Origin of the sequence: Paenibacillus praedii (assembly GCF_049725345.1) — a bacterium.
In the GTDB taxonomy this organism is placed as follows: Bacteria; Bacillota; Bacilli; order Paenibacillales; family Paenibacillaceae; genus Pristimantibacillus.
In genome coordinates, this window is record NZ_JBMWAM010000014.1 from 57,297 (window position 1) to 78,652 (window position 21,356).

Annotated in this window: 22 protein-coding genes and 2 pseudogenes; 1 reads left to right on the plus strand and 23 read right to left on the minus strand. The window is 43.6% G+C overall.

Features of this window, described 5'->3' with window-relative positions:
• Positions 1–24: 24 nt before the first annotated feature.
• Positions 25–1,668 (plus strand): PucR family transcriptional regulator, encoded by a 1,644-nt coding sequence (locus ACO9K6_RS14130; RefSeq protein ID WP_424768209.1) that lies wholly within the window; start codon positions 25–27, stop codon positions 1,666–1,668.
• 71 nt (positions 1,669–1,739) lie between these two features.
• Here ACO9K6_RS14130 and ACO9K6_RS14135 read toward each other — a convergent pair whose 3' ends face one another.
• From ACO9K6_RS14135 to ACO9K6_RS14245, 23 genes and pseudogenes are all read right to left on the minus strand, one after another.
• Positions 1,740–2,303 (minus strand): NADPH-dependent FMN reductase, encoded by a 564-nt coding sequence (locus ACO9K6_RS14135; protein ID WP_424768210.1) that lies wholly within the window; start codon positions 2,301–2,303, stop codon positions 1,740–1,742.
• Between the two features lie 70 nt (positions 2,304–2,373).
• On the minus strand, positions 2,374–3,390 hold the full coding sequence (locus tag ACO9K6_RS14140) for an NAD-dependent epimerase/dehydratase family protein (protein WP_424768211.1): 1,017 nt from the start codon (positions 3,388–3,390) through the stop codon (positions 2,374–2,376).
• The gene (locus tag ACO9K6_RS14145; RefSeq protein ID WP_424768212.1) at positions 3,374–3,625 is read right to left on the minus strand and encodes a hypothetical protein; all 252 of its coding nucleotides are present in this window, start codon (positions 3,623–3,625) and stop codon (positions 3,374–3,376) included. The genes ACO9K6_RS14140 and ACO9K6_RS14145 overlap by 17 nt, the downstream gene beginning before the upstream one ends.
• Positions 3,626–3,771: 146 nt before the next feature.
• Complete coding sequence (locus ACO9K6_RS14150; RefSeq protein ID WP_424768213.1) at positions 3,772–5,115, minus strand: LLM class flavin-dependent oxidoreductase; 1,344 nt, start codon at positions 5,113–5,115, stop codon at positions 3,772–3,774.
• 108 nt (positions 5,116–5,223) lie between these two features.
• On the minus strand, positions 5,224–6,810 hold the full coding sequence (locus ACO9K6_RS14155; RefSeq protein ID WP_424768214.1) for an ABC transporter substrate-binding protein: 1,587 nt from the start codon (positions 6,808–6,810) through the stop codon (positions 5,224–5,226).
• Between the two features lie 48 nt (positions 6,811–6,858).
• Complete coding sequence (locus tag ACO9K6_RS14160; protein ID WP_424768252.1) at positions 6,859–7,860, minus strand: ABC transporter ATP-binding protein; 1,002 nt, start codon at positions 7,858–7,860, stop codon at positions 6,859–6,861.
• The gene (locus ACO9K6_RS14165; RefSeq protein ID WP_424768253.1) at positions 7,826–8,842 is read right to left on the minus strand and encodes an ABC transporter ATP-binding protein; all 1,017 of its coding nucleotides are present in this window, start codon (positions 8,840–8,842) and stop codon (positions 7,826–7,828) included. The genes ACO9K6_RS14160 and ACO9K6_RS14165 overlap by 35 nt, the downstream gene beginning before the upstream one ends.
• A 60-nt stretch (positions 8,843–8,902) precedes the next feature.
• Positions 8,903–9,817: an ABC transporter permease gene (locus ACO9K6_RS14170; protein ID WP_424768215.1), complete on the minus strand. Its 915-nt coding sequence runs from the start codon at positions 9,815–9,817 to the stop codon at positions 8,903–8,905.
• 13 nt (positions 9,818–9,830) lie between these two features.
• Positions 9,831–10,745: an ABC transporter permease gene (locus tag ACO9K6_RS14175; protein WP_424768216.1), complete on the minus strand. Its 915-nt coding sequence runs from the start codon at positions 10,743–10,745 to the stop codon at positions 9,831–9,833.
• A gap of 310 nt (positions 10,746–11,055) precedes the next feature.
• Positions 11,056–11,597, minus strand: a pseudogene (gene sigK, locus ACO9K6_RS14180) (RNA polymerase sporulation sigma factor SigK).
• Between the two features lie 221 nt (positions 11,598–11,818).
• Positions 11,819–13,051 carry a multidrug effflux MFS transporter gene (locus ACO9K6_RS14185; RefSeq protein WP_424768217.1) on the minus strand — a complete coding sequence of 411 codons (1,233 nt, stop codon included), beginning with the start codon at positions 13,049–13,051 and terminating at the stop codon, positions 11,819–11,821.
• A 131-nt stretch (positions 13,052–13,182) separates the two neighbouring features.
• A complete protein-coding gene (locus ACO9K6_RS14190; RefSeq protein WP_424768218.1) occupies positions 13,183–13,572 on the minus strand; it encodes a MerR family transcriptional regulator in 390 nt (129 codons plus the stop codon).
• Positions 13,573–13,641: 69 nt separating this feature from the next.
• Entirely contained in the window at positions 13,642–14,622 is a 981-nt protein-coding gene (locus ACO9K6_RS14195) for an aldo/keto reductase (RefSeq protein WP_424768219.1), read from the minus strand.
• 360 nt (positions 14,623–14,982) lie between these two features.
• Entirely contained in the window at positions 14,983–15,672 is a 690-nt protein-coding gene (locus tag ACO9K6_RS14200) for an LrgB family protein (RefSeq protein ID WP_424768220.1), read from the minus strand.
• Entirely contained in the window at positions 15,665–16,018 is a 354-nt protein-coding gene (locus tag ACO9K6_RS14205) for a CidA/LrgA family protein (protein ID WP_424768221.1), read from the minus strand. The genes ACO9K6_RS14200 and ACO9K6_RS14205 overlap by 8 nt, the downstream gene beginning before the upstream one ends.
• Positions 16,019–16,357: 339 nt before the next feature.
• Entirely contained in the window at positions 16,358–16,684 is a 327-nt protein-coding gene (locus ACO9K6_RS14210) for a hypothetical protein (RefSeq protein WP_424768222.1), read from the minus strand.
• 2 nt (positions 16,685–16,686) lie between these two features.
• On the minus strand, positions 16,687–16,866 hold the full coding sequence (locus tag ACO9K6_RS14215; RefSeq protein WP_424768223.1) for a hypothetical protein: 180 nt from the start codon (positions 16,864–16,866) through the stop codon (positions 16,687–16,689).
• Positions 16,867–17,154: 288 nt separating this feature from the next.
• Entirely contained in the window at positions 17,155–17,313 is a 159-nt protein-coding gene (locus ACO9K6_RS14220) for a hypothetical protein (RefSeq protein WP_424768224.1), read from the minus strand.
• A 26-nt stretch (positions 17,314–17,339) separates the two neighbouring features.
• A pseudogene (locus ACO9K6_RS14225) lies at positions 17,340–17,574 on the minus strand (sigma factor-like helix-turn-helix DNA-binding protein); the annotation flags it as partial.
• A 122-nt stretch (positions 17,575–17,696) separates the two neighbouring features.
• A complete protein-coding gene (locus ACO9K6_RS14230) occupies positions 17,697–18,266 on the minus strand; it encodes an SF0329 family protein (RefSeq protein WP_424768225.1) in 570 nt (189 codons plus the stop codon).
• 199 nt (positions 18,267–18,465) lie between these two features.
• Positions 18,466–19,464, minus strand: coding sequence for a tRNA dihydrouridine synthase (locus ACO9K6_RS14235; protein ID WP_424768226.1), 999 nt, complete (start codon positions 19,462–19,464; stop codon positions 18,466–18,468).
• A 128-nt stretch (positions 19,465–19,592) separates the two neighbouring features.
• A complete protein-coding gene (locus ACO9K6_RS14240; RefSeq protein ID WP_424768227.1) occupies positions 19,593–20,561 on the minus strand; it encodes a transposase in 969 nt (322 codons plus the stop codon).
• Entirely contained in the window at positions 20,473–21,255 is a 783-nt protein-coding gene (locus ACO9K6_RS14245) for a transposase (RefSeq protein WP_424768228.1), read from the minus strand. Before ACO9K6_RS14245 ends, ACO9K6_RS14240 begins: the two co-directional genes overlap by 89 nt.
• Positions 21,256–21,356 lie beyond the last annotated feature (101 nt).

The window sequence follows — 21,356 nt, forward strand, 5'->3', positions numbered from 1 at the left end:
CTTATTAGAAGCGGGTGATTTTAAATGAATATATGTGAGCTTTTACAACATGATATTTTTCAAAGGGCAAAGGTAGTCGCCGGCCAAAATGGTTTAACAAGGACCGTAACATCCGTAAATATTATGGATGCCCCCGATATTGTAAATTTCATTACAAAAGGTCAGCTCTTGCTTACAAATGCATACGCTGTGAAAGAGAATCCGCAAGAATTGGTATATATTATTGAAAAAATAGCGAATAACGGTGGGGCTGGTTTATTTTTTAAAGCCAAAAGATTTCTTCAGGAGATTCCAGCTGAGGCACTGGCCGTTGCCGATCATTTAAACTTTCCCATTATCGAACTTCCACTTGAACATTCCTTGGGGGAGGTTTTAAATCAATCCCTGGATCTAGTTCTCGAAAAACAAACAAAAGAATTGCGCTATGCATTAGACATGCATAAACAGTTCTCTCACATGATTATGAAAGGAAAAGGATTAGCGCAAATATGTAATACACTTTCCGAGATTCTTGCTTGTCATATTCTCTTGTTTGAGGAATATAACGACTTTATAGCAATGTCAAAATCATTGACAGCCAATAAAAACCACTACATCGTTCAAGAAATTCTTACAATATTTAATGGGATGACAGAAGATTCAATGATTCTGGGAGAATTGTGTTTATTGGCTTCTGAACTTCCCCACATGAAACTAGAAGTTGAATTTCATAGAATTGAAACTATATCAAAGAGTGTGTTTTTGGTGACTATCCGAACCTTACCGAAAAACGATGTTGTTCATCACACCGCTTCACAGACCCTTGCGTTGGAGCAAGCAATTAATATTATTGAATTTGAGTGGATGAAAAGGAATGCTGTTAAAGAGAGGTCTCGGCGATATAAAACGGAATTTTTTATTGACTTAATGGAAGGGTTAATCAATACGGAGAATGATATCCTTATCCGAGGGAAAAAGTACTTAAAAGCTGCTGACAAGCCTTGCTGCTGTGTTTTGGCGAAGATTGTGAATTCAACCAAAGACCAGTATAGCGGCAAGCCATCCATTATTTACGATGACAGTATATATGACCTCCTTAAACGGGAGTTAAGTAAAACAGAACTTCTATTTACTTTATTTAATAAGAATGATCTCTATGGGTTGCTTATCACGCTCCATGACGGTGTATGGAAGCCTGTACATACATTTCAACTTGAGCATGTTCAGCAACGGTTGTACAACCGGTATAACGTTGCCTTGTCTTTTGGGATCGGCAGACCTGTTGAATTCATTCATCAAGTTCATAACTCCTATAAAGAAGCTTTCGATTCGATTGAAGCGGGTTTAAGCCAAAAAAAGGATATGTTCATCAGAAAATATACGACAAAAGAAACGGAAGAGTTATTACGTTTACTGCCCTCCGACACAATTAGGGAATACTATACATCCACCTTTAACCAGATGCTTAATGAAGATGAAGAAGAAATCGAAGAGCTTCAAAGAACATTGAAAGTATATCTTGAAAGCCACTGTTCAATCGTTGAAGCGTCGAGAAAACTGTTTATGCACCGGAATACGGTCATCTATCGAATAAACAAATGTGAAAAATTAATGCAGCGTGACATAAAAGAATCCAACAACGGATTACGGATTCAGCTTGCGCTGATGATGAAAAGTTTACTTCAATGAGAAAACGGCAACGGCTTGAATCAGTAATAAAATAGAAGCCGGACTTTATACGAAGCACGGCTTCTTGTATCTCATTTCACCAAGGGTTCTCTGTCCTGAAGTTCCTTTAATCCTTTATGCATCAAAGTCAATTCATCCGCCAATAGATCCAGCCTATTAAGAACGCCGATATCGATAATTTCATTTTCCTTATTAAAATGCTCATTTGTGACATAAACATAACTGGGCGTAACAAAGGCTCTAAAATAGCCGGCTACCGGTTTGACTTGATTTTCAACTACTAAATAGTGCTGGTATGTGCCGCCGTTTGCCACAAACCCGATAACCTTATTACGGAACACTTCGTCAGGAACAAGATCAAACAAATTTTTAAGGGCTCCCGTCATGGAAGAACGAAAAATAGGCGTTCCGATCAGGAAGAAGTCCGCAGATAATAATTGCTCGATTACCTCTTTCGTATTCCCTGAGTAGGTATGAGGATCACGTCCGTCGCAAAATTGCAAATCAACCGTTTTGAGATCCACATATTCAACATTCACGTCCGGATATTTCTTTTTGACCTGATCAAGTACATACTGCACGATAATGGATGTTTTCGTCCCTGTAACCGTACCGGATATGCCGACAAGTTTCATGATTATTTTCCTCCCGAGTAAATCAAATTAGCATCTGCCTTGTCCAAGGGTATCTCGCGCAAGGCATACATCAATGAAAATAAATGCCGTACTTATCGACCCACTCCATATAATCTTCAAACGACCGCTTCAAATCATAAGAAGGGGAAAAGGAGGTTTCCTCCACCAGGCGATTGATTTGAAGTGGAGATTGATCGATATGGTGGTAGAAGTTAATATTCGCTTCTATCTCCTCTTGATCTTCCCGCAGGATTTCATAGGTGAAGCCGGGATATCTGGCAGCTAATAATTCACACCACTCCTTAAGCGACCAAGTAAAGGTTGAACTCACGTGGTACATATCGTGCTTAAAAGTTCCCGTTTCTAGAAGCGCATATATAGCATCAGCGATATCCTTTGCATATACCCACGTTTTCTTCCCTTCCCGGGGCAATAGCGCTTTCCCGCCTGACACCGCCAATTTTACAGCTTGATAAGGAGCGCTTAACGTATCGCGCATCCCGGTATCGTACTCCCAGGCACCGAAAACTTCGCCGATTCGGGTTGCCGCAATATTCATGCCGAATAATTGCCTGTATCGAATTGCGATGCGTTCGGCGGTAAATTTACTAATTTCATATAGGGTATTCGGCTTTGAAGCGCTGCTGTCTTCAATAAGAATATCGCCTTCATATGCAGCGTTTCCATAAGCGGACACAGAACTCAAATAAATCATTTTCTCAATTTTATACTTTCGGGCCAACTCCAATACCGTGATGGTACCCATGACATTAATTTTGATTATGGCTTCGCCGTTCTTAGTCTCCCGGGATGCGTCGGGCGTAACGGCCGCCGCATGAATGATCGAAGTAACGTTATATTTCTCGATTGTTTCTTCTAGAAGATCCGAATCCAAAATATCCCCTTGAATAAAGTGAAACTTGTTCTTATAATCCGCAAATACCCGCTCCGCTTCACGGAGCAGCGGATTTAAAGCATAAACAACCACTTCCAATTTTTCGTTCATTAATTTTTCCGCAATATTGATCCCGACAAACCCGGTTCCTCCGGTAAGCAGCACACTCATCCGATCACTTCCAATCCTCATCTGTGTTCCCATAGCGAGATCTTTTCCACATCCATAAACCTAAGTAAACGATAAGAACACCAGCTATGACCACTGCCTCTGAGTAGCTTTCCCTTTCATCCAGCTTAATCCAGAACGGAGATGCAACAACGGAGGCAATTCCACTCACGGCAAAGACAAACCCGGAAAAGACGGTCGCTTGCTCAAGACTTCCTATTAGTTCAATCACGTACAAACTGAGTAACGGTTGAACCATATTGATAGCCATCTGAAACAAAAGGGTTAAGAGAAGCAGACTCAATAACAATTTGTTGTGAAGCAAGATTGTCAATGTTTTCTCGGAATTTCCCGCTTTTAAACTCCCTTTGAGGGGAGCATCTCCGCGACTTCTCGTTCATCTCATCAAGATATTGACGCGGTTGAAACAAATTGGTTAGCCGGTCTGGACAGACCGTAATGATCGCGAAGAGTGTGCCCAGTGTATTCCGTACGGAACAAGCCCCTTTTTTGCAAAATAGGAACGACATGCTTGGCGAATTCAGATAAGTCAACGGGTAAGTGAGGAGGCAAGAAGTTAAAACCATCGCAACCTTCATTCGAAAACCATTCTTCCATATGGTCGGCGATTTGTTCCGGAGTCCCGGCAAAGGTATCATGCCCGCGCCCAAAAGCAATCGCATGCAGGAGTTGCCGAATGGTATAATTTTCACGCTGAGCAAGATCGATCAGAACTTTAAACCGGGACTTTCCCCCATTAATGCTCTCCATACTTGGCATTTCCGGCAACGGGCCGTCTAGCGCATAAGTGAACAAATCCACATTCACGTATTTCGATAAGGCATGAAGCCCGTACTGGGGGACAACAAGCTCATTCAGTTCCTGGAATTTCTCCCGCGCTTCCTCTTCGGTACTGCCGATAATTGGTGCCAGCCCCGGTAAAACCTTAAGTTGTTCCGGTTGACGGCCGAATTTGGACATTCTTTCTTTGACATCCCTATAAAACCGCTGGGCATCCACCAAATTATCCTGAGCCGTGTATATTGCCTCAGCGAACCGCGCGGCAAACTCCTTTCCGTCTTCTGATGAACCGGCTTGAACCAGAACCGGGTAGCCTTGCGGCGGTCTTGGAATATCGATAGGCCCGCGTACTTTAAATAGGTTTCCGGTATGATTGATCTCCCGTATCTTGCTTGAATCCGTGAAGATGCCTGCTTTGCGGTCAGCGACTAAGGCGTCATCCTCCCAGCTGTCCCACAGCTTTGTTGTCACTTCCACAAATTCCGTGGCGCGAATGTAACGTTTACTATGCTCCACATGCGTCTCCAAACCAAAATTATTCGCTGACATCTCATTGCCGGTCGTTACGATATTCCATCCGGCCCGCCCCTTACTGACATGATCCAAGGAAGCGAATTTTCGGGCAATATGATAAGGTTCTTCGTAGGTCGTCGAAGCGGTGCCGATTAATCCGATACGCTCGGTGACTCCCGCAATGGCCGCCAGAAGGGTAAAAGGCTCATAAAAGTTATTGAAAGGCCCAAACTCGATGTTGGGATTAATTGCCAATCCGTCTGCGATAAAGATGGAGTCGAATTTGGCCTCTTCGGCCTGTTTAGCGAGCTTCTGATAATAATCGATATCGAGCATATTGGCTGGATCCGTATTCGGATGGCGCCATGCCGCTTCATGATGTCCAATACCCTGTATAAATAGATTCAAATGCATTTGGCGCTTTACTTTACTCATTGTATACCTCCTGTTTAATAAACATTTTTACCTGCCTCGATCGCTGCAGTATTCCACAGATACACAGCATTGGCGTCTATGGAACACTTGCAGAGATCCGTTAGTCTGCTATTTCTTTTTGATCTCTTCGACGTAGAACATGGTATCGACACGAGGCTCGTAGGTAACAACATCACTGACGCCATAGAAATCTTTCATAACATACAGATATACATAAGGTAGCTCCTCAGCTACGATCCGCTGAACCTGTTTGTACTGCTCCTCTCTCTCTTCCGGATTCATATTAACGGCTGCCTTGTCCAACAACTCGTCAACTGTAGGGTTCTGATAACCGAAGCCCTTTGGATTATAGGTGGAATGAAAATGGCCTAATGCCAGAGACGGATCGAATAATGTGTTGTTCCAGCCCGTTTGGAGGAGTTCTTTATTTTTACCGGTTGTTCGGACATCCACATATTTACTTGCTTCCAGTAATTCAAGGTTCACCTTGATCCCGACAGCTTCCAGCATACCGGCAATCATCTGGGCTGTTTCGCTGTCCGCATAGGTACGTCCTTGCGAAGCCGTATAGGTAATTTCCAACTTATTGCCGTCATTATAGCCAGCTTCTTGAAGCAGCTGTTTTGCCCGCTCCGGATCGTATCGGTTTGTATTATACAAGCTTTCTTCAAATCCCGGGACACCAGGGACAATGCGCGTTCTCGTGCTTACCGATCCGGGTGAATATTTATCAATCAACGCCTGTCTGTCAATCGCATAATCAATGGCCTCCCGGACTTTTGGATCCGACGTTTTAAACTCTTTACTTTGATTGACCATCAGCATCATTACACCCGTTTGATCCCCATTGACTACAGAGGTTCCTTCATTATTATTGACCCGATCCCAATCCGTCGGCGGTATCGAGGTTGCAATTTGAACACCACCTGTCAATAATTCTCCAATACGAGTTGAAGTCTCAGTTATGGTCCGAAAAACAACGGTATCCCAGTCGGTAACATCCCCGCCAAAATATTCTTTGAATTTCTTCATGAACAGCTTATCGCCTTTTATCCATTCAACGAATTCATACGGCCCGCTGCCGATCGGATGCTTGAGAAAAGCTTCCCAGCCTGACTCATCAATATACTTCTTCGGCAAAATACCTGCGCCTTCTCTGGCTAATCTATAAGGCAGCACAGGATCTGGACCATTCGTAATAATTTCAAAATGAGTATCATCGATAATTTTTACTTCTTGAATCGATTTATAGTTCTGGTATTGTTTTAGCGTTTTATCCTTAGCCACTCGTTCAAGGGAGAATTTAACATCTTGGGAAGTAAGGGTGTCTCCGTTGTGGAATTTAAGGTTGTCTTTTAAAATAAACGACCAAGTCACATCGTCTTTGCTTTCATAAGATTCCGCTAAATGAGGATGCGGCTTTCCCGAATTATCCCTCTTGATCAAATAGCTCAGCAGATTTACCATGACCCCTTCTGTTGAAATCGACGTTGTATTATGCGTGTCAAAGGTATCTACATCCTGACTTAGAGCGATGGTAAGTACATTGCTTCCCGATTGAGCGGATGCTTTTTCCGATTCGGAAGACGTGTTAGTCGATACGTTGTTTCCTGCTTGATTGCTGCAGGCGGAAACCACAACCATTACAAAAATGAACACTAATATGCCTAACTTTGTTATTGCTCTTCTTATCATCTCTGACACCCGCCATCCTATTATTTTTTGTTAATTAACATTTGAATCTTATTCATCATTGGCTGCTAGAGGATAGTGACAAGCGGCCAATTGACCTTCTTTTCCGGTTTCTTTCAAAAGCGGCTCGATTTCCTTGCACTTATCACTTACATAAGGACAGCGCGTGTGAAAATTGCATCCCTTGGGAGGATTGACCCCATTAGGTATGTCGCCGTTGAGGATAGCTGTTTTCTTCACACTCTGCAAGGAAGGGTCGGGAATCGGGATGGATGACAGCAGCCCTTTTGTATAAGGATGACGGGGATGACTGAACAACTGTTCTTTACCGGCCATTTCAACAATTTTCCCCATATACATGACTGCGATTCGATCACTGATATGCTTAACCGCAGGCAAACCGTGACCTATGAAGATAAAGGTCAGTTTGAATTCATTTTGGAGCCTGGACAGCAAATTTAAGATCTGTGCCTGTATGGAAACATCAAGTGCTGAGACGGCTTCGTCACATACGATAAGCTTTGGTTTTAAGGCCAATGCTCTGGCAATTCCAATTCGCTGACGCTGCCCGCCGCTGAATTCGTGGGGATAGCGATTTGCATATGAGGCGCTTAACCCCACCGTTTCCATCAACTCAAGCACTTGCTGCTGCAGTTGCTTTCCTCTCATGATGTTGTGGGAACGCAATGGCTCGGCAATAATTTCCGACACCTTCAGTCTTGGATTAAGGGAAGAGAAAGGATCTTGAAATATCATTTGAATATCTTTTCTCTTCTCTCTCATTTGTTCGGGGGTCAACAACCTTAAATCTTGACCCTCGAATAGGATTTCTCCATCCGTTGCCTCCAGTAATCGGAGGATCACGTTTCCGGTAGTTGATTTCCCGCAGCCGGATTCTCCAACGATTCCGAAAGTCTCTCCGCTAAAAACCTTAAAATCGACACCATCTACGGCTTTTAAAACTTTTCGTTCTTTGGCAAACCACCCCTTTGCAAGATCATAATGCTTCTTTAATCCCCTAACCTCCAATAAAGGCTGCTCGTTCTTCTTCAAATGAGTCAATTAAACTCACCTCCCCCTCCTCATGCAGCCAGCATCTTACCGCAGAACCGGATTTCAGCTCACGGAGTAAAGGCTCATGATCCAGACATTGCTTCATTGCAAACCTGCATCTCGGATGGAACCGGCAACCTGTCGGCATTTCGGAAGGACTCGGAACCGTTCCGGGAATGGAGTCAAGCCATTCTTTCGTTTCATTAATCTTGGGGGTGCTGTTTATCAAGCCTAATGTGTACGGATGTTTTGGGGATCTGAACAGTTCAAACACATTTCCTTCCTCTACGACTTGACCGGCGTACATCACGATCACCCGATCCGCCATTTCGGCGATAACACCCAAATCATGCGTAATCATCATGATTGAAGTATTTAACTCTACCCTTAGATTTTTCATGAGATTTAAAATTTGAGCTTGAATGGTTACGTCCAAAGCTGTTGTAGGCTCATCGGCAATGAGCAGCTTCGGATTGCAAGACAAGGCGATCGCAATCATGACACGCTGTCTCATTCCCCCGCTTAATTCATGAGGATAGGCGTGATACATTTCGTCAGCACGCGGAATGCCCACTCGATTTAACATATCGATACTTTTTTGCTTCGCTGACTTTCTATTTACTTTTTGGTGCAGTGAAATATTTTCGGAGATCTGATAGCCAATAGTCAGAAGCGGATTTAGCGAGGTGAGAGGCTCCTGAAAGATCATGGAAATGGAGTTGCCTTGGAGCTTTCTCAATTCTTTTTTAGAGATCTTGGTAATGTCTTTCCCTTCAAACAAAATCTCTCCGCCCACTATTTTCCCAGGTGCTTCAACAACCCCCATTACGGAATATGAGGTAACACTTTTCCCGGAACCCGACTCACCTACAATACCCAGGACCTCTCCATGCTTGATGTTGAACGACACGCCGTCAACGGAACGAGTTGTACCCGTCTCCGTCATAAAATAAGTCTTCAACTCATGTACCTGCAGCAGCATTTGCTTTGACAACACTGAACTACCCCCTTAACCACCGAAAATGTCATTGACAAGCAAGTTTCAGGTACGGGGATCGAATACATCCCGCAGCCAATCTCCAAGGAAAATAATGCCCAGCACAGTAAGAGTAATCGCGATCCCGGGAAAAGTGGAAATCCACCAGCTCGTTGCAATATGATCTCTGCCCTCGTTTAGCATATAACCCCATGAAACAATCGGCGGCTGAACGCCCAGACCCAAGAAACTGAGGGAGGCTTCCAAGACAATATTTCCTCCTACTGTTAAGGTGGAGATTACAATACAGATCGAGATAATATTGGGGAGAATATGTTTGAACATAATGACACGGTCCTTGGTTCCGATCGAACGGGCTGCCCGGACATAGTCAAGCTGTTTAATACTTAAAACCTCACCGCGCACAAGGCGCGTATAAGCTGTCCACTCGGTAAAGCCTAATACCAGAATCAATGTAGTTACACTTGTCCCGAAGACACTGATAATGACTAACATCAGCAAGATTCCCGGAATCGCCATTTTGGCATCAACCACACGCATAATGAGAATATCGAACCATCTGCCTCCATAGAAGCCGCAGACAACCCCAAGAAATATCCCTATTACCCCGGCTATTAGGACCGACACCACGCTTACCAGCAAAGAAATCTGCGTACCATAGATAATCCGGCTCAATATGTCTCTTCCAAGATTATCCGTTCCCAATAGATGATCCGTTGTGCCCTTTTCCATCCAGAAAGGCGGAGCAAGCGTGTTCCTCGCATTCATCAGAGCCGGATCATGGGGAGCAAGATAAGGTGCCAACAGCGCAGTAACCAGGACAATGGTTACGATGACGAAACCCGCCGTACCGGTTTTACTGGATAAAAGCAGATTTCTCCAACGTCCTATTGCTTTGCATTCATTACTGAAGTCAAATTTTTTATTGGCCGCTTGATTAAGTTGCGTTTCCAGGGACACGTTTTATCACCTCCTAATATTTGATCCTCGGATCTGTAAGACGATAGGTTATATCCGCCAAGAAATTCATGAGGATAATCGCCAAAGCACTTACAAAGACAATAGCCTGTACAACAGCCATATCCCGAACACTGATTGCCTTTACCAATAATTGTCCCATGCCCGGCCAGGCAAAGACGGATTCTGTGATCACCGCACCGCCGACAATACCCGAAATCTGAGCAGCCATAATAGTAATGACAGGGATAAGGCAATTTCTGAAAGCGTGTCTGAAAATAACGATGTGGTTAGGAACACCTTTACTTTTTGCCGTCCGCACATAATCCTGATTTAGAATATCAAGCATGCTGGAACGGACTAATCGGGTAATTTCTGCGGCAGCGCTACTGCCCAGGGTGATTGCCGGGAGCACCAAATGCTTCCACGTCCCGTTCCCGGAAACGGGGAACATTCCCAAAATAATTGAGAAGACCAAGATCATCATAATCCCTTGCCAAAAGTTCGGTATCGCCTTTCCTACAACCGAAAAGCCGGAAATAATTAAATCGATGTATGTATTTCTCTTTATTGCAGATAAAATGCCTAGAGGAATAGAAACTAAAATGGCGAGAATGACGGATACAGACCCTAACAATAGGGTCGCAGGCAATCGATCCAATACGATCGACAATGCATCTTCCTGGTAAACGTAGGAAACACCGAAATCACCTTGAAGCAAGTTCATGATATAAATCCCGTATTGAACATAAAATGGACGATTTAATCCAAGGGCTTCCCGCAACTCTTCAATTTGTTGTGGCGAGGCATTGTCTGAAATCATAAGTGCTATTGGATCACCGGTAAGATAAATAAGTGAAAATACGACAAAAGAAATAATTAATAGAACCGGGATGATCTGAAACAAAGATTTAACAATATAACTCCTCATACTCTCACTCCCACGAGTATTTTTCAAAAGCTGACTAACCCCTTCGTTATGATAATAGGATTGATATATACAAATAAAAACCTTAATGTAAGGTATATTAACATAATATCAATGGTACATAGGATTGTCATTGGACAAAACATCTAAGATAATAGTTTAAATTTATCGATTCTGTACATAGTATTAATTTACATTACACAAACTGTTATATTAACTTACATAATATTCTCATGGTTATTGATTAAAATTTAAAATTAACCTAAACAGATAAAGGACTAGGGAAGAAATTCCCCTAGTCCTTATCACAAACTCACTTCTTCTGCTTATAAAACTCATGGTACAGCTTCATCAGCGCCCGTTTCTCGATCCGCGACACGTACGAGCGCGAAATCCCAACTCCTTCGCAATCTCCTGCTGTGTCCTCTCTTCCCCACCCAATCTTGGCCGAACCGGCCGCGAATCACCTCTTGTTCCCGGTCATCGAGGATATCGAGGTTCTTATAAATCTTGCTCTTCTCAATCTTCAATTGCACCCGGTCTACCACATCGTCCGCTTCCGTACCGAGAATATCAATCAGGGTAATTTCATTGCCCTCTTTGTCCGTTCCAATAGGGTCATTGCAGCGAGACATCCTTCCTCGTTTTCTTCAACGACGACCGCAAGTGCATAAGTATTTCATTGTCGATACAGCGAGCCGCGAACGTAGCAAGCTTCGTGCCTTTACCGGTCTGAAAGCTCTCAATAGCTTTGATCAATCCAATCGTTCCGATCGAGATCAGATCCTCTAAATCTTCCCCTGTATTATCGAATTTTTTGACGTTGTGGACACAACCTGATGTAAAATCGAACATGAGCTTATCGCTGCCAGTGAAGGGCTCTCCCGAAATGGAGAGTTTTTCTGTCCCATTGAACTGGGAGATATGTTCGGTCCTACCTTTAAACCCTTAAGGCTGATGACAACTAAAAATAAAGTTTGGAATGACAGGAGTTATTCAAGTCATTCCAAACTTTATTCAATCCAAATAATAAAAAAGTATATGGTAAACCAAGAGCCTTACAACAACCAGAGACTTTATTGGGAAGCCTTTGTTGCAATATGGTTATTAGTAAGCTTAATTTGCGGCTTCTGTGTGAGTCCAAAGAATGCGAAAAGAGCAAGAAGACTAGTGGACAAGATGATGATCCCCATCGGAACCGCGGAATTCTCTCCGGCAACGCCGACTAGTGGTGAAGTACATGCCCCAATCACAAAAGGCAACAAGCCAAGCAGGGCAGCTGCACTTCCTGCTCTTTGACTTTGTGATCCCATCGCCAGAACAAAAGAAGCTGTTGCCGTCATGCCGATTGACGCCACAAAGAAGAACAGAGGAATAACCAATGCCAGTAAAGGACCGTGCATTAAAATAACGAGCAACGCTGCAAAACTAGCTGTACAAGACAACAGCAAACCAAGGATTACAAATTTGCGCTCCGAGAACGATTTGCTAAACCGTCCAACGACCTGTGAGCCAATAATTAAGCTTATTCCATTGGATGCGAACAACAGCGCGAAAAGTTGTGGAGAAGCTCCATAAATATTTTGATAAACAAATGGAGTCCCCGATACGTAGGCAAATACGCCCCCAATCATAATGCCTTGTGCTAGCGCATAGCCGAGGAACTGCCGATCTTTAAGCAGAGTTTGAATACCGGTGAACAGCTCTCCGAAGTTACCGGATACCCGATTCTGGGCAGGCAAGGTTTCTTTTAAATTCATCGTTGCCAAAATAACGAGCAGTAAACCAACAATGCTCAGTACGAAAAAGACACCTACCCACGTTGTAAAGGAGATAACACCGCTGCCAGCCATAGGCGCAATCATAGGAAACAGATTATTTACAAGCATGAGCATGGAGAAAAACTTCGTTAATTCTGTTCCGCTGTATAGATCGCGTACGATTGCTCTGGAGATAACAATTCCCGCAGAGGCAGCAAAACCCTGAACAAAGCGTGCAGCTATAAACCAATAAATATTCGGGGAGATCGCACAGACAAACGAAGCAACCAGATAAAAAATAAGTGAAATAATAATTGGCTTGCGTCTCCCATGAACGTCACTTAATGGTCCCATAATAATTTGACCTAAACCTAAGCCAATGAGGCATGCTGTCAAACTAAGCTGAACAAGAGAAGCCCTGGTTCCAAAATCAGCGGTAATTTGCGGAAACGACGGCAAATACATGTCAATTGTAAGTGGACCAAGAGCTGAAAAAGCACCTAACAGCAATACTAATCTTAAGCGATCATATTTTTTTGTTGCAGACATCGTTTGATCTTCTCCCAAACTATTCCAAATTTATGAATCCTGGTAATCATGTAAACTTGCTTCATTATAGACCAAGATAGAGATAAACCCAATATCCTTTTATTAAAAAGAGAAGAAGCAGTGACGCATCACTATTTGTTTTGTGGAGCAGTTAATATTTTTTCTTTTTCCACTATTGTTTGCTCATATCTTGCGATTTTGTCATCCATACGCTCAAGCACTTTCTTCATCTCTTCCATTTTATTGGCAAGTTGATTGCGCTGCTCAACTAGGAGCTTTTTTCGAGCATCCATCGTCTCATCACCCTGCTGAAACAACTCGACATACTTGATTAAAGTCTCGACTGGAAGGCCGACACCACGCATACATTTAATGTACTCTACCCACCTGCAGTCCTCTTCCGTATAATCCCTGATTCCGCTTTTATTGCGGTTCACGCGTGGGATAAGTCCAATTCGTTCATAATAGCGGAGTGTGTCCTGTGACAAATCATATTCTTCACTTACTTTTGCGATCAACACGTAAACTTCACTTCCTAATATCAGATCAAGAACCAATAAAATGGACAGGGCGTTCTTGTCGTTTTTATATCAAATTGCACCTACTACCCTATGGGGAACATAAGGCTCCTCCAGCGACGCAATTTCTTCAGGTGTTAAAGTAATCGAAAGAGCAGCTGCCGCATCTTCGAGATGAGACATTTTTGTAGCACCGATGATGGGAGCTGTTACTGGTTCTTTCTGCAATAACCAGGCCATTGCGATATGAGCGCGGGGAACGCCACGCTTTTCTGCGACCGCTGCAACGCGCTCCACAATCACTCGATCCGAATTCGCAGTAGCATCGTATTTAGACTTTTGAACTTGATCGGTTTCGGAACGATGCGTTGTTTCCGACCAATCACGCGTCAATCTTCCTGATGCGAGCGGGCTATATGGAATCACACCGATCTTTTCTTCCTTACAAAGTGGCAGCATCTCCCTTTCCTCTTCACGGTATATAAGGTTTAAATGATTCTGCATCGACACAAAACGGGTCCATCCATTTTTTTCAGCTACATGTAGTGCCTTTAGGAACTGCCATGCGTACATAGCAGAAGCACCAATGTATCTTGCCTTCCCTGCCTTCACAACATCATGCAATGCCTCCATCGTTTCTTCGATAGGAGTATTGTAGTCCCAACGATGAATTTGATAAAGGTCTACATAATCGGTTCCCAGCCTTTTTAAGCTCTTATCAATTTCACTCATAATCGCTTTTCTGGATAGTCCTTGACCATTAGGTCCCTGGTGCATGCGAAAATGCACCTTGGTCGAAAGGACAATTTCATCCCTATTAGCAAAATCCTTTAGAGCACGCCCAACAATCTCTTCGCTCGTTCCATCTGAATACATGTTCGCCGTATCAAAAAAATTGATGCCAAGCTCCAAAGCTTTCTTTATGATTGGACGACTACGTTCCTCATCAAGTACCCATGGATGAATCCACCGATCTGCTACACCAAAGCTCATACAGCCAAGACAAAGTCGAGACACATCCAAGCCTGTCTTGCCTAGTTTCACATATTCCATTTCATCTGTTCCTCGCTTTCTAACGGGTCTAAGGATAGTCTATCCCCTGGAGCTAACTCCAAGTCAAGCGATAAGTTTGACTATCCTCCCTCCATGGAGAATCGTTTTCCACTTAAATATGCTTGTTTTCTTAGATTTTGAACGTTTTTCTTTCGTACAAGACGACCATTAGATGGGACAAGTCTGTAGAAGATGAAAAATATAGGGGCGAAGAAAGCGAAAAAAGACATCCACTCTGACCACTCGTTATAAAAAGTGGATATTCTGGAGATATATGTCGTACCTTTGGATCTCCACATAGCCTCATGGCGGTCAGCCCTCCCATGTCTCACAGAGTCTACGCTCCCATATTCCTTACACTTATTGAAACCACCAAATAAACGGCATACAAAACAATGGAGTAAGCATACTCGACAGGCCCATAGCAAAAGCGCTAATACTGCCTTTCGTCTCGGAATCACGTAGAATGCGTGCCGTTCCAATTCCATGGGCCGCCGTTCCAATTGCCGCACCGATGGCCACATCGCTATGGATTCTGCACAACTTTAGAAATGGAGGGCCAATGATACTGCCGATTAGTCCCGTCAAGACGGCAAACACGCCAGCCAATTCAGGGATACCGCCTGTCGATTTGGCGATTTCAATTGCTACTGGAGTAGTAACCGATTTGGGCAACAGGGTAAGCATAATTTGTTCAGAGGCCCCCAGAAGCATGGATATTCCTAATACGGCAAGCATCCCGCAGACCACCCCCGCGCTTACTCCTGCAGCAATCGGAAGCAGTTGTCCTTTTAACTTACTTGCATATTTATAAAATGGTACTGCGAGTGCTACAGTCGCGGGACCGAGAAAAAATGTAATGATATCTCCCCCTACACTATAGTCCTCATAAGGAATATCAAACACCAGCAGAAGCGCGATTATCCCTCCAGAAGCAAATAGCAAGGGATTAAGCCAACGGAATCGTAGGCTAAGCCTTTGTGCGGCTACATAAAATGCCACGGTCACCGTTATCCCAAACAACGGTTCCTGGGTCCATACTTCATTCATTCGAATGTTCCTTCTTTCTACCCGCCTGCCATGTAGACAGCCCACCGGTTACGATCAGAACGATAAGGGTTGCCCCTAACAGAGCGACTGCTACCGTCAGCCACTCCGCTCCTATAGCTCCAAAAAACACCATTGTCCCAACGATCACCGGAGCAAAAAAAATCATCATATGCTTCAATAAAAATTGGGCGGTATCCTCTATCCACGCCAGCTTAATCCACCCCGCGAACAAACTAACGACAAGAAGCATCAAGGCTATTACGTTTCCGGATAACGGTAATGACAACAACTTTTGAATGGCATTGCCCAGCATTGTAGCTCCGAGCAAAATGGCAAAACCTCTCATGGTCAATCCCTCATTTTTTTATAAATAATGAATGAAACTTCGATTCATTATAACGGGATCCGGCATTCATTTCCATGGATGTACCATGAACACTTAATAATCTCATAATTTAACGAAAAAAGCAGCCGATCGGTGCTGACCGGCTGTTGTCATGTAGTCATTGCTATCGTCTCCCGTCACGAGGTCTAAGGGTTTATCTTTATACTCACTCATTGGCAGAATTTCATCACCATGAAACAGGTTAATATTAGGATGCAAACACGGATAATACCGGTTGAGATGGTGTACTGGGCATACGGAGATTGAGGAACTATCAGGAAATATCCCCCAGTTAGTTTTCTACTGCTCGTATACTCCACTTATGGCTTTGTAAACAAACTCTGCTGTCTTTCTAGGGCCACTGCTGCACCCAATGATTTCACAGTTAAAGAGGTCCACGAATAAGCGGCGCGAGGCTGCCAGGCATCGCTTGCATAATTCCACCTTTATTTTGCGTGTCCCGTAGTTATTTCGACTGGCTGTGAAGATATCGACAACCGCATCCTCAAGCCGCTGCACTCCTTCGTTTTCAGCAGGTTCAGGTTTGTAGTAATAGGTTCTTCGTGGCAGCTGCAGTACTTCGCACATTGCTGATACCGAGTATTTGTGTGCATTATTGCGAATCACATTTACTTTCGTCCCATGATCAGCGCGGCTTGCTTTAAAATGTCGTTCTCCATCTTCAGACGCTGTTTTTCTTTCCGCAAAGCAAGCAGTTCATTTTCTTCTATCGTTCGATTCGCGTTCTCTGTAAATGAACCCGATTTCTGGATTTTCGATATCCAACGCTCCAGCGCAGATGCGCTCAAATCATACTCCTAGACAATGCTCGCTCTTGTCTTCCCGTTTTCATAAAGCTGTACCATCTGTTGTTTAAATTCCGCTGTAAACGTACGTCTTTGCTTTGGCATAGTAGATTCGCTCCTCCGTTTATAGCTTCATTCTACTAGCCCTTATTTTTTTGTCTAACTTAGTGTGGCCGGCCCAGCTCTCTGGGCGGTCCTTCCATTTGTAATATCCGCTGCGAGATACTTCCATTACCTTGCACAACTTCTCCAGTCGGTACTCGGAGCGGTATTCATGGATGAATTCATATTTTACCGACGGTCTTTCGCGAAGAAGTGCATGGCCTTTTTTAAAATTTCGTTCTCTTCTTGCAGTTCACGTATTTGTTTTTGCATCTCCCGTAATTGGTGATCTTCGGACTTAAACGTTTGCTGCTGGGCGATTTCCGGCTCACTGCCGAACTTCTTCATCCAGTCCTCCGAAATCAGTTATTATGTCAGTGTAATCTCTGTCTACTATTTAGTCTAGCATTATACCTCCTCACCTTATAAAACTCATGATACAATTTCATGAGCGCCCTTTTTTTCAACCCGTGACATATAGCTCCTGCTAATTCCGAGCTCCTTCGCAATCTCTCGCTCGTCCCCGCCATGCTCCAATCCAAAACGGCCAATAACGACTCCTTTCTCGCGGTCATCCAATATATCAAGGTTCTTATAAATCTTCGATTTCATCTAATTTTACTTTTCTTCCATTTTACAACAAACCCAGTACCATCGAGGTACTGGGTTTCATTTTACAGATACTATTCCCTTGCAGGGCTCTAGATTGGAGGTGAGTGAGTTATTTATTTTCATAACGTGCTAAGCCGTAGTTCATAAAAATACTGCACAATTGGATGCTTTAATTTCATATTCTCGGACATGTTTATAATTCGCTTTTTTCCAACTCGTCTGTCCACCAAAGCTAGAATATTCAATAAGATATCATTGCTTTCTATGCTTTCCTCTATAGAAAGGGATAAAAACTTATTAGTTACAACGATAAAGTTTGATTTACTTAATGATGACTGTGCTGACAAAAGCTCCTTTGCATATTCTGATCGTTTTCTACTTCTTGCAATTACTTTTAGACGGTCCTCCGGAACTGTCCCCTTGGTGTCCTTTCTGACCGCTTCAATATCTTCATTGTTAATAGGAATTTGGATATCTGAATCATTCTTAATTTCCAGCTCCGTCTGATACCATCTGATTAAGGTAGTTATATCACTCATATTGAACACGTTCTTTTTATCTACCGCAATATAACAAAGTCCTGATTTATCAGGTAAATAACGGTAGCTGGTTGCACGGTATTCGACCCTGCCAAATAACGCAGGACAGAGAAAGCTCTCCAGCTGCTGCTTCAATTTGCTCCAGGACATGTAATCCTCCCATGTTCTATATTATAAATACCTATTCAGGCATTCATTCTATTATCCATAATACAATAAACGAAACATTACCTGTTCCAACATTCTTATATAAGCATTTGCATGTCATCAAGCATAAAAAGAAATAGAGGGGCAGAAGCCCATCTACATTCTTTACACCAACCAATACATCTACGATTTAATTGTCCTTCTAATCAGTGTGATCTTCCACATTCTTTTCAAAGTTATGGAGCAGTGCACGCACTTCATCCGTTGACTTTGTGTTCATCATTTGATGTCTTAATTCACTAGCCCCACGAAAGCCTTTGACATATACTTTGAAGAAGCGCTGAAGCCCTGACATTGCACGTGGCAGCTCTTCGATATATTGATCATGGAGATCAAGGTGCAATTTTAGAAGCTCTAGGTATTCTTTCGGGCTATGAACTTTTGCTTCTTTTTCAAAAGCAAACGGATTACTAAATATTCCGCGCCCAATCATAACGCCATCTACACCGTATTGCTCCGCAAGCTTTAGCCCTGTTTCACGGTCAGGAATATCTCCGTTAATGGTTAGAAGGGTATTTGGTGCCACTTCATCACGTAATTTTTTAATTTCCGGAATCAGCTCCCAATGCGCATCCACTTGACTCATTTCCTTCCTTGTACGTAAATGAACAGAAAGATTCGCAATATCCTGTTTTAATATATGCGTTAGCCACTCATGCCACTCGTCTACCTCCATGAATCCAAGTCTTGTTTTCACACTTACGGGAAGTCCTCCCGCTTTTGCTGCTTGGATAATTTCTGCTGCAACATGTGGGCGAAGAATAAGGCCACTCCCCTTCCCTCTCGATGCGACATTTGGAACAGGGCAGCCCATATTGATATCTATGCCTTTAAATCCTAGCTCTGCCATCCCAATGCTCGTTTGACGGAAATATTCGGGCTTATCCCCCCATATATGTGCAACCATTGGCTGTTCATCCTCTGTAAACATCAAACGCCCACGCACACTTTTGTACCCATCTGGGTGACAATAACTCTCTGTGTTTGTAAACTCCGTAAAAAACACATCAGGTCTACCTGCTTTACTTACCACATGGCGAAAAACAACATCCGTTACATCTTCCATTGGTGCAAGCACAAAAAATGGTCGTGGTAAATCACGCCAAAAATTATCTATCAATTCAAACTCAAATCCTCTCATTATAGATACTACATCAGACTCTCGTCTAAAATTCATAAGCCAAATGTTCGAGTCCTTTTACACTTATATCATGTTTAATAACTTATTAACAACCAGAAGTACATCTGGATATTACAGATTATAAAAAACTAAAAGGGGCCGTCCAATAAGTCCCCAAAATAAAAAGGTTGGGCGAGAAAACGCAAGGTTTTCCGTCCAGCCTTTTTGTATGCCTGCTTTTGCAGGAATGCAGCGAGGCGGATGCCCGCCACTTTTAGCAGATTGTGGGCTAAGGCCACAATCCCAAACTCCGTGTGAACCTTGCCTAGCCCTCGCAAGGAGAACCGCCGGAACGACCGGTTGCCCTTGATGTGACCGAATACGCTTTCTACCTCGACTTTACGCCGAGCATAGATGGCGGACTTCTCGTCATCCTCAAGGGCTTTTTTGGCCTTTGCTTTTAACTCTTCCCAAACCGTATTCCAGTGTACCTGACGGTTCCCCTTTGCTTGGGTGCATGTGGGCTTGAAGGGGCAGTTGCTGCAATCTTCACATTCATATATCTTGAAGCTTTGCTCCAAACCAGATGCATTTTTCTTCGTTTGGTATTTCTTAAAGCGAACGTAACGGCCATTCGGACAAATGAATCGATCATCTAGCTCCTCGTACGTCCAGTTAGAAGCGTGCCGAATGTCCTTCTTGTAACGACGTGTTTTCTCTTTCATGAAGCTGCCATAGGGAATAAGGAAATCAAATCGCCGCTCCTTTTCTTCCCCTATCGCATACAAATAGTTCTCTTCACTTCCATAGCCCGCATCGGCAACCACCGTTTTAGGCATAGGCAAAGAAGACGCAGCCAGTCGCTCCATATGCGGGATGAAGCAGCGCGTATCGGTAGGTCGCTGGTGGATGCTGTAAAACAAAATGAACTGGTTTTCCGTCGCCATTTGCACATTGTAGCACGGTTTCAGTTGGCCATTTTTCATGTGATCATCCTTCATCCGCATAAACGTGGCATCTGGATCGGTTTTAGAATAACTGTTGCGATCGCCAAAGCAGCCTTTCTGCTGCTCGTATTTGGCGAGCCTTGGAAGAAGGTCTTCCCGAATCTGTTTCAACGGCTGCTTCCTCGAGCCGGCCAGGAAGCTCATCTGGATTTGCCGCTGCGTATTCGCCAGCTTCTTGCTGTATGAGCGTATGAATATGCGCAAGGGTCTCCTGCACCTTCTCCTTCAGCTTGGCCTCGAAGCGCAGCGTGGATTTTTTCCACACAAACGAATACTTGTTAGCGTCGGCTTCGATCTTCGTGCCATCTAAAAAGTACTGCTCCATCGTGATGTAATTATCCGCGATAAGCCTTTGGATCATCGTTTCAAATAGCTCGTCCATGAACGCCTTCATCCGCACCCCACGAAAGTCGTTCAAGGTCCGGAAGTCCGGATACTGCATGGCAGCCAGCCACATAGCTGGGAGGTTTTCGCGCAGCAGCTTTTCGATCCCGCGGCAGGAGTAGACCTTTTGCGAGTAGCCGTAAAGAATCACCTTGAGCATCATTTTAGGATGGTAGGAGCAGCGGTCTCCCCCTGTATAGTGAGCAAACAGTTGCTGATCTGGAATCGATTCGATCATCTCATCAATCACACGCGCCACATGGTGATCAGGGATGAATAGCTCCAGATCCAGAATCATCTGCGCCTGCTTATTGTCGTAAGATTTAAAGGTAGGGGCCAATCTTCGTTTGGACGCCTCTATTTCTTCCATATCTCCTAGAGGAAGTGTTAGTTGCATGGTATACTGTTCAGTAGTAGTCATTAGATTACGCCAAAAAATCGACCTTTCCTGAATGGGTGTGTGGTAACTTCCATTTTTCAAGAAAAGACGATTTTTTTTGTGTTTTTTTACATATAACGAAA

Bases quoted from the DNA above. Each gene is read 5' to 3' on its own strand.
- ACO9K6_RS14140 (WP_424768211.1), bottom strand. From the start codon at position 3,390: ATGAGGATTGGAAGTGATCGGATGAGTGTGCTGCTTACCGGAGGAACC.
- ACO9K6_RS14185 (WP_424768217.1), bottom strand. From the start codon at position 13,051: ATGTCTGCAACAAAAAAATATGATCGCTTAAGATTAGTATTGCTGTTA.
- ACO9K6_RS14155 (WP_424768214.1), bottom strand. From the start codon at position 6,810: ATGATAAGAAGAGCAATAACAAAGTTAGGCATATTAGTGTTCATTTTT.
- ACO9K6_RS14135 (WP_424768210.1), bottom strand. From the start codon at position 2,303: ATGAAACTTGTCGGCATATCCGGTACGGTTACAGGGACGAAAACATCC.
- ACO9K6_RS14235 (WP_424768226.1), bottom strand. From the start codon at position 19,464: ATGAGAGGATTTGAGTTTGAATTGATAGATAATTTTTGGCGTGATTTA.
- ACO9K6_RS14220 (WP_424768224.1), bottom strand. From the start codon at position 17,313: ATGAAGAAGTTCGGCAGTGAGCCGGAAATCGCCCAGCAGCAAACGTTT.
- ACO9K6_RS14230 (WP_424768225.1), bottom strand. From the start codon at position 18,266: ATGTCCTGGAGCAAATTGAAGCAGCAGCTGGAGAGCTTTCTCTGTCCT.
- ACO9K6_RS14150 (WP_424768213.1), bottom strand. From the start codon at position 5,115: ATGAGTAAAGTAAAGCGCCAAATGCATTTGAATCTATTTATACAGGGT.
- ACO9K6_RS14145 (WP_424768212.1), bottom strand. From the start codon at position 3,625: ATGGTTCAACCGTTACTCAGTTTGTACGTGATTGAACTAATAGGAAGT.
- ACO9K6_RS14195 (WP_424768219.1), bottom strand. From the start codon at position 14,622: ATGGAATATGTGAAACTAGGCAAGACAGGCTTGGATGTGTCTCGACTT.
- ACO9K6_RS14130 (WP_424768209.1), top strand. From the start codon at position 25: ATGAATATATGTGAGCTTTTACAACATGATATTTTTCAAAGGGCAAAG.
- ACO9K6_RS14200 (WP_424768220.1), bottom strand. From the start codon at position 15,672: ATGAATGAAGTATGGACCCAGGAACCGTTGTTTGGGATAACGGTGACC.
- ACO9K6_RS14175 (WP_424768216.1), bottom strand. From the start codon at position 10,745: ATGAGGAGTTATATTGTTAAATCTTTGTTTCAGATCATCCCGGTTCTA.
- ACO9K6_RS14245 (WP_424768228.1), bottom strand. From the start codon at position 21,255: ATGACTACTACTGAACAGTATACCATGCAACTAACACTTCCTCTAGGA.
- ACO9K6_RS14165 (WP_424768253.1), bottom strand. From the start codon at position 8,842: ATGCTGCTGCAGGTACATGAGTTGAAGACTTATTTTATGACGGAGACG.
- ACO9K6_RS14205 (WP_424768221.1), bottom strand. From the start codon at position 16,018: ATGAGAGGTTTTGCCATTTTGCTCGGAGCTACAATGCTGGGCAATGCC.